This is a genomic window from Mesorhizobium sp. M4B.F.Ca.ET.089.01.1.1, from assembly GCF_004022605.1.
Taxonomy (GTDB): Bacteria; Pseudomonadota; Alphaproteobacteria; order Rhizobiales; family Rhizobiaceae; genus Mesorhizobium; species Mesorhizobium abyssinicae.
Genome location: NZ_RZOS01000270.1, coordinates 1 through 7,810, shown reverse-complemented (window position 1 = coordinate 7,810; position 7,810 = coordinate 1). Strand labels below are relative to the sequence as shown.

The following is a 7,810-nucleotide window of genomic DNA, read 5'->3' as shown; positions in this document are numbered from 1 at the left end:
GTTGTGGGTGCGGAAGGTGAGCGCGAAGCGGTTCTGGGCGTTGAGTCCGGCCAGCATGGCCTTCGCCTTCGGCTCGGCGTCGATGGCGGCCTGCAGGTCGGGCGGGATGGTCATCTCCTTGGCCGAATAGGCGCGCGCCCAGCGGCCGTCGGCCTTGGCCGCCTCGACTTGCCGCAGCCCATGTTCGGTCATGCGACCCGCCTCGACCAGGCGGGCGACATTGTCGACGTTGATCCTGCTCCAGGTGCTCTTGTTGCCGCGCGGCGTGTAGCGCTGCAGGTAGCTCTTGTCGTCCAGGCTCTTGCGCACCGCGTCGATCCAGCCGAAGCACAGCACGACGTCGATGGCGTCTTTCGGTGTGATCGAGGGCAAGCCGGAACCGACCTTGTGGATCTTGATCCAGACCTCGGTCTCGCTGGCGTGGTGACGGGCGAGCCAGGCACGGAAGCGCTCGGCATCGGCAAATTCATGCACCTTGCCGGGATCGACTTTTACGGGCGGCATCAGACGGGTCCTCGTTGCGCAGCGCCGAAACTGCCGATCTCCCCCCTTGTGGGGGAGATCGGCAGCTTCAACCTCACTGCAGATGCGGCTTCCTGAGAAAGCTGTTGCGGTCGGCGGATTTCACGCGGAGCCAGGTCTCGCGACCGTCGCGCACCACGCGCAGCGGAATTTCGGAGCCGGCGGGGTTTTGCCAGAGCTTGCGGTAGAAATCGGCAAGGCCGTCGACCTCGCCGTCCCTGACGTCGGAGATGATGTCGCCCTGGCGCAAGCCGGCCTTGGCGGCGGGGCCGCCTTCGGTGACGCTCATCCCCACCACCACGCCGTTCGACTCGGCCGAGAAGGCGCCGAGCCACGGGCGCGGCGGCTTGACCACCTGGCCGCGCGTCAGCAGGTCGTCGAGGATCGGCGGCAGAAGGTTGATCGGCACAATCATGTTGATGTCGGCGACTTCGCCGGCGCGGCTCATCTGCAGGCGCAGCGAGCCGACCCCCAGCAGGTTGCCGTCCTTGCCGAACAGCGCCGCGCCGCCCCATGAGGGATGGGCGGGCGCGATGAAGATCGCCTCGTCGAGCAGATATTCCCAATAGCCGGCGAATTCCTGCTTGGTGACGATATGAGAGCGCACGCTCTGGCCGATGCCGTCGACGAGCGTCACGGCGTCGCCGACCTTGGCCTTGTGGGCGTCGCCCAACGCCACCGCCGGCAGGCCGAGCGGCGACAGCGCCTGGACCAGGCCGAAACCCGATTCCTGGTCGTAGGCCAGCGCATGCGCGGGCACGACGCGGCCGTCCTGGTCGGTCAGCCAGACTTCCTCGGCTTCGGTGATGAGATAGCCGATGGTCAGCACCAGCCCGTCGTCGCGGATGACGACGCCACTGCCCTCGCGGCGCGTGCCTAGCGTGTTGGCGGTGAAGGCATCGTCGGGAACCGTGGCGCGGACGGCCACAACGGAGCGTGAAATCTGGTCGATGGTCATCGGTTCATCCTGGCAAGATCGTTTCCTCTATAGGTATGGCGGATGGGGGGACGCGCAAGGGTTGCTCTCCCCTTCGCCTTGCGGGTGAGAAGGGAAATGGCTGCGCCTCGACAATAGTTCAACAAATTTTGGACTTCCCTATTTGACGCGCGCTCGGTCGCACCTAAATTTAGCTCGAACCGACCGATCAACCCGCGCCCCGCCAAACCCAAAGGCCTCCCGATGAACCAATACACACCGCCGAAAGTCTGGACCTGGAGCAAGCCCAATGGCGGCACCTTCGCCAGCATCAACCGGCCGATCGCCGGCCCGACGCATGAGAAGGAACTGCCTGTCGGCAAGCATCCGCTGCAGCTCTATTCGCTGGCCACGCCCAACGGCCAGAAGGTGACGATCATGCTTGAGGAGCTTCTGGCGCGCGGCCACAAGGGTGCCGAATACGATGCCTGGCTGATCCGCATCAACGAAGGCGACCAGTTCGGCTCAGGCTTCGTCGAGGTCAATCCCAATTCCAAGATCCCGGCGCTGATGGACCGTAGCGGCGAGAAGCCGATCCGCGTCTTCGAATCCGGCGCGATCCTGACCTATCTAGCGGAAAAGTTCGGCGAATTCCTGCCGAAGGATCCGGCGGCGCGGGCCGAAACCTTCTCCTGGCTGTTCTGGCAGATGGGGTCTGCCCCCTATCTCGGCGGCGGCTTCGGCCATTTCTACGCCTATGCGCCCGAGAAGATCGAATATGCGATCGACCGCTTCGCCATGGAGACCAAGCGGCAGATGGACGTGCTTGACCGCAGGCTGGCGGAGAGCGAATACCTCGCCGGGCCGGACTATACGATCGCCGACATGGCGGTGTGGCCGTGGTATGGCGGCCTGGCCAAGGGCCGCAGCTACAACGATGCCCACCAGTTCCTGTCGGTGCATGAGTATGAGCATGTGCAGCGCTGGGCCGACGCCATCGACGCAAGGCCGGCGGTGAAGCGTGGCCGCATGGTCAACCGCCTTTCCGGCGACCCGGCCTTCCAGTTGCACGAGCGCCACGACGCCAGCGACTTCGAGACGAAGACGCAGGACAAGCTTCTGGCCAAGGCAAGCTGAGAGATGAGGAGCCAATCTCCGGGATTGGAGTTTGGCCCAGCAATTCCAGGAAGTGTGTTCAGTCTCAGCGTTTCCCTGAAACGCTGAGACGCCTTAAAGCATCGCCGACAGCAGCAGCATGGCGCCGACGCCCGCCATCAGCAGGCCCGGCCAGTTCCGCGACAGACCGAGGAAACCGAGTCCGCGCCGCCGCGGCTCAAGTGTCGGCGCGGCCAATCTTGACGCCGAGCGCTCGGTGGCTGTGCCGAGCGGCGTCGGCTCGCTGAGCCGCCCGCGCCCGAGCGCCGCGCCGGCCATATAGACGACGCCGGCAACGACCAGCAGCGCACCGATGAGGATCATCGTCATCCCTGCTCTCCTTGGGTTCAGAGCCCGGTGCGAATGAAACGCCAGGACGCCCCTGCAGGTTCCGGTGTCGCTGCCCCGCTACCCCAGCAGCTTCGCCAGCCGCGGAATGCCCTCGCCCACGGCGCGGCTGTCGGCGAGCGTGAAGCTCAGCCTGAGCGTGTTGCGGCCGGTGCCGTCGGCATGGAACGCATTGCCCGGCACGAAGGCGACGCGCGCTTCCTTGACGGCACGGGCAAGCAGCGCCGTGGCGTCGCTGCTCTCGGGCAAGGTGACCCAGACGAACATGCCGCCATCCGGCCGGCTCCACGTCACGCCCTCGGGCATGTGGGCCTCCAGCGCACCGAGCAGGCCGTCGCGGCGGGCGCGATAGGCGCCGATCAGCTTGTCGACCTGCTGGTCGAAGATCGCCTCGGCGGCGCGATGCATGGCCACCTGGTTGATCGAGGGGCTGTGCAGGTCGGAGGCCTGCTTCATCAGCACCAGGCGCTCCACCACGCGGCGCGGCGCGCAGACCCAGCCGACGCGCATGCCCGGCGAGAGGATCTTCGAGAACGAACCGCAATAGAGCGTGCGGGCATTGTCGATGCCGCCCGAGCGCTGGCCGTCCAGCGCCAGGATCGGCGGCACGCCTTCGCCGTCATAGCGCAGCGCGCGGTAGGCGGCGTCCTCGATGACGGCGATGTCGAGTTCGCCGGCGAGGTCGAGCACCGCTTCGCGCTGTTTCAGGCTGAGCGTCTCGCCGGTCGGGTTGGCGAAGTCCGGCACCAGGTAGGCAAACTTCACCTTGCCGCCGGCGGCGGCTGCCGCTGCGTGGTAGGCGGCGGGCGTCATGTTGCCGCCATCTGGGGTCAACCGGTCGTAGCGCGGCTCATAGGCGTTGAAGGCCTGCAGCGCGCCGAGATAGGTCGGCCAGGTGACGAGTGCGGTGTCGCCCGGCGAAAGAAACAGCTTGCCGAGATAATCCAGCGCCTGCTGCGAGCCGGAGGTGATGAAGATGTTGTGCTCATCGCAGGCGACGCCGAGCTTGCCCATCTGGCCCGCCAGCCATTTCCTGAGCGGCAGGTAGCCCTCGCTCACCTGGTACTGCAACGCCGCGCCCGCCTCCGGGCCGCCGAGCACCGAGGCATAGGCATCGCTGATGGCGTCGGCCGGAAACAGCGCCGGATCCGGAATGCCGCCGGCAAAGGAGATGATGTCGGGCTGGTCGAGCAGTTTCAGCAGCTCGCGGATTTCCGACGCCTTCATGCGCGAAGCGCGCGACGCCAACAGGTTCATCAGGGTCAAGGGCCACCTCCCAGTGGATAGTCATTCTTGCTCGGGCATGATCTTGTGCAAATCCGGATTCCCGGTTTCCGCGATCATGCGCATTTAGGTCAATGTAGCTGACCTATTATCAGGCTCCCTCGCCGGTTGGAATAGGCATAAGGGCGTTCCGCGTGGCCCAAGGAGAAAAAGGCATGTCAGCGACGATGCATGGAAAGTTGTTGCGCTTCATGCCCGTCGATGCAACCGCGCCTTGGGCGGGATTGTCGTCATATTAGAATAGGCGCATATTGCTGAAGGCCGAAGCGTCGCTCCGGTTGCAAGGCGCTGTCGGCATGGCTGCCGGGCGGTCGGGGCCACGTCAAACGTCAGTGAAAGGACAAGCAACTCGGGTGCTGCTCAAACAATCCAGCAGCCCGGGACAATGATATTTGGAGGAGATACCCATGAAGGTCACCGTGTTGGCAAATTATGCATCCCACGCCGCCAAAGGACTGATGCAAGGCTCGGACCGGCAAGCTGCAGTCAAGGCGCTTTTTGAAAGCGTCGGTGGCAAGATGACTGGCTTGATGTTCACGCGCGGCGCCTATGACGCCGTCGTCAATGGTGAGGTGCCGGACCAGGCTGCCGGGATGGGCATCGCCCTTGCCGTGCGGGGCGGCTCGTTGAGCGACTTTGTCATCCTCGAAGAACTCGACATGAAGGCCGTGCTCGCGGCCGCCAACAAGGCTGCCGGCGCCTACAAGCCAGCCGGCTGACCGCAACCGATCGGAGCAAGCCATGACCGCCTACAACGTCGTCCGCTTTCGCACCAAGCCTGGCAAAGAAAAGGCCTTCGTCGACGCACATGAGAAGATCTCGCTGACGGCCAAGGGTTTTCGCAAGGGCGCCCTGATCAAGACCGGCGAGCGCACGTTCTGCATGGTCGGCGAATGGGACGACATGGACAGCCTCGCGGCGGCGCGCCCGTCGATGATCGGCGTCCTCGACACGTTTCGCGATATGCTTGAAGACCTCGGCGGCGATCTCGGCGTGACCGACCCGGTGTCGGGGACGGTCGTCGCGGAAATAAACTAGGGCGCGTCGCCAATCTGCGATGGCCGGGCCGCCGGGCGCTCGGCCGTCGCCGTTCGGCTGGACGCGCGGCGGCATGTCGATCGCCGCGCGCCGGCCTCCTAGAACGGCAGCCGTATTTCGTGGGGCTGAACCGATTCCGTCCAGCCGATATCCTTCTGGGTCTCAGGCGGCAATTCGTTCAATTCACGCATTGTTTCTTTGTGCCTGGAGGCTCGCTTGAGAGCAGCTCCAAGCCTGCGAAGGGTTTTGAACATCGATATCCTCCGTATCGCTGCGGCGCAAAGAGCGATGCTGCCCTCTCACGCCGCACCGGTTTTGCGCCGCGTGTGTATCCGATCGATTGCACGAGAACGGTGAAAGACTTCACAAAACAGGCCGGCACGAAACATTTGCATACAAATTGATTTGGAGCACGCGCGGCCTACAACACCGCCCCATCTTTCGCCACCACCCTGCCCGCCCGATACACCGTGCGCTCCCCTGGCACCGCCACCACCGCCTCCGGCACATGTTCGGCTTTGAGCACCACGAAATCCGCTCTGGCGCCGACTTCGATACCGTAGCCTTCGAGTCCAAGCGCCTTCGCGCCGGCATAACTCACCACGTCATAGGCGGCCTCCAGCTCCCAATCCTCGTAGAAGCCGGAGCGGTAGCCGATCATGTTGGCGCGATTCAGCATGTCGCCATCGCCATAGGGCCACCAGGAATCGCGGATGTTGTCGGAGCCGCTGAACACGGTGACACCGGCCTTGCGCAGTGCCGCCACCGGCGGGAAGGCGTGGTTGCCGGGCGCGTTGGTCATGATGGCGACGCCTGAGGCAGCGAGCATGTCGCCGGCCCTGGCCAGCGCGTCGGCCGCGATGTCGCCCAGCGCGTAGGCGTGGCTGACGGCGACGTTGCCGCCCATGCCCAATGCCGTGGTCCGCGCCGCGATCTCCTCGATCTGGAACAGGCCGAGCGTGCCGCCATCATGCAGGTGGATGTCGACGCCGACGCCATGCTTTCCGGCGAGGCCGAACACCACCTCGAGATGGGCCTTCACATCGCGGTCGAAGCTCGCCGGGTCGAGCCCGCCGACGAGGTCGCAGCCGAGTCTGAGGGCTTCGTCCAAGAACTCCGGCGTGCCGGGTGACGACAGAATGCCGCTTTGCGGGAAGGCGACGAGCTGGATGTCGATCAGCTCACGATATTTCTCGCGTATGGCGAGGATCACTTCGAGATGCTTCAAGCCGACCGAACCGTCGACCATGACGTGACTGCGCATGGCAAGGCTGCCGTGACCGATGCACAGCTCGAGCTGGTTTTTCGCGCGCTCTGCCATCGGTGCGGCCGTGCTGAGTTTGCGCGCCTGGAAGGCAACTCGCTCGCGCACGTCGAAGCCGCTGGTGCAGGGAATGTGCGGTCGCCAGGCATCGCCGTAGAAGGAGGTGTCGAGATGGATATGCCCCTCGACGAAGCCCGGCAGCACGAGCTGGCCGCCGAGATCCGTGCCCGTCGACGGGCCGGCGGCTGAGGCGGGCGTGATGGCGTTGAAGCGCCCGTCCATAACATGGAGGTCGACCAGCGAGCCATCGGCCAGCCTGGCGTTGCGGAAAATCGTCTGATCGGTCAAGGGCGCCGTCCGGTCTGGTTGCTGCGCCAGTCGTCGCCGCTCGGCCGGCCAAGGTCAATGCGGGCCGGCCGAGAAACTGTTTGTTGCCGATGACGCAACCGGCGATCGCCATTTTCGCGCCAGGGTGGCAACTTCCAGGCCCGAATCCGCACAATCCCGCCGGCATATTCCGCTATCGCGGAAGTTCCGCTTCGTTGCCGATATGCGATGGTGTTTTCGCGGCGGTACGAGCCGCCCTGGTCGACGCGGGCCCGAAAGCACCCCAACATGCGCCCCCGCGGCCCCGTCGACCACGGCCGGCTCTCTTCAAAACGGCCCCGCGCCATTGGCATGGCGCGGTCGTAGAGGGTTTTGGTTTCGATTGGTTCACGGAATGTCCGCTGGACGTTCCGCAATATTATCCAATTCGAAAATGCTGCTGTTCGAAAAATGCCAAGGGCAGCATCGACGAGATTGAGTGGTGGCAGCCCCCCGCTCCGCCGGTTAAGGCGCCAACAATGCGCTCAGCCGGCGGAGCCACCCGCTGCAAAAGCCTCCTTCGCGAGAGCCTGGGCAAACTCAGCCATCAGCGCGCCGTATTCCTCCATCGCCGGCAACGCCGCGTAGCTGTGCACGGCGGGCGTCGCCGCAAAAGGCAGTTTCTCGCTGGTCCAGGTCTCGACGAAGGGCGTGAACCAGCCTGGATCGTCGAGCATGGTCGGGCGCAGGTTGACGAACCAGTCGAGCCCCTCCGGCCGGGTGAACATCCAACTCATGCAATGCGGGCAGAAATAGTGGCGCGATGCGCCGTGCAGTCCGCCGATGACCGGCTCGCCTTCGGTGACCACGAAGGCCTCGCTCGGGATCGCCGCACTCAGTGAATAGGCGCTGGCCGACATGCGCTGGCAGCCGGTGCAATGGCAGGCCATGGTCAACAGCGGCGGGGCGGGGATCCG

At 64.9% G+C, this 7,810-nt stretch carries 9 protein-coding genes; 3 read left to right on the top strand and 6 right to left on the bottom strand.

All coding sequences use genetic code 11. The features are described from left to right. Both EN780_RS22280 and EN780_RS22275 read right to left on the bottom strand, forming a co-directional pair. Positions 1 to 504 (bottom strand): YdeI/OmpD-associated family protein (locus EN780_RS22280; protein WP_128275334.1); only part of this gene is annotated, 504 nt, incomplete at its 3' end. A gap of 73 nt (positions 505 to 577) precedes the next feature. Further along, the gene (locus tag EN780_RS22275) at positions 578 to 1,480 is read right to left on the bottom strand and encodes a S1C family serine protease (RefSeq protein WP_128275333.1); all 903 of its coding nucleotides are present in this window, start codon (positions 1,478 to 1,480) and stop codon (positions 578 to 580) included. 222 nt (positions 1,481 to 1,702) lie between these two features. On the opposite strand from EN780_RS22275, the gene yghU reads away from it, so the two are divergent. Then, positions 1,703 to 2,575, top strand: a complete 873-nt coding sequence (gene yghU, locus EN780_RS22270; RefSeq protein ID WP_127286279.1) for a glutathione-dependent disulfide-bond oxidoreductase — start codon at positions 1,703 to 1,705, stop codon at positions 2,573 to 2,575. Positions 2,576 to 2,668: 93 nt separating this feature from the next. On the opposite strand, the gene EN780_RS22265 is transcribed toward yghU, so the two are convergent. Both EN780_RS22265 and EN780_RS22260 read right to left on the bottom strand, forming a co-directional pair. Beyond that, positions 2,669 to 2,923: a hypothetical protein gene (locus tag EN780_RS22265; RefSeq protein ID WP_128275332.1), complete on the bottom strand. Its 255-nt coding sequence runs from the start codon at positions 2,921 to 2,923 to the stop codon at positions 2,669 to 2,671. Positions 2,924 to 3,001: 78 nt separating this feature from the next. Beyond that, positions 3,002 to 4,198: a PLP-dependent aminotransferase family protein gene (locus EN780_RS22260; RefSeq protein ID WP_189556658.1), complete on the bottom strand. Its 1,197-nt coding sequence runs from the start codon at positions 4,196 to 4,198 to the stop codon at positions 3,002 to 3,004. A gap of 434 nt (positions 4,199 to 4,632) precedes the next feature. Here EN780_RS22260 and EN780_RS22255 point away from each other — a divergent pair, with 434 nt between their 5' ends. Continuing rightward, the gene (locus EN780_RS22255) at positions 4,633 to 4,944 is read left to right on the top strand and encodes a GYD domain-containing protein (RefSeq protein WP_128275330.1); all 312 of its coding nucleotides are present in this window, start codon (positions 4,633 to 4,635) and stop codon (positions 4,942 to 4,944) included. Positions 4,945 to 4,966: 22 nt separating this feature from the next. Further along, on the top strand, positions 4,967 to 5,263 hold the full coding sequence (locus tag EN780_RS22250) for an antibiotic biosynthesis monooxygenase (RefSeq protein WP_127286275.1): 297 nt from the start codon (positions 4,967 to 4,969) through the stop codon (positions 5,261 to 5,263). Positions 5,264 to 5,684: 421 nt separating this feature from the next. Here EN780_RS22250 and EN780_RS22245 read toward each other — a convergent pair whose 3' ends face one another. Together EN780_RS22245 and EN780_RS22240 are read right to left on the bottom strand one after the other, a co-directional pair. Beyond that, entirely contained in the window at positions 5,685 to 6,875 is a 1,191-nt protein-coding gene (locus EN780_RS22245; protein ID WP_128275329.1) for an amidohydrolase family protein, read from the bottom strand. A gap of 503 nt (positions 6,876 to 7,378) precedes the next feature. Next, positions 7,379 to 7,810: GFA family protein (locus EN780_RS22240; RefSeq protein ID WP_133372672.1), on the bottom strand; the 432-nt coding region annotated here is incomplete at its 5' end.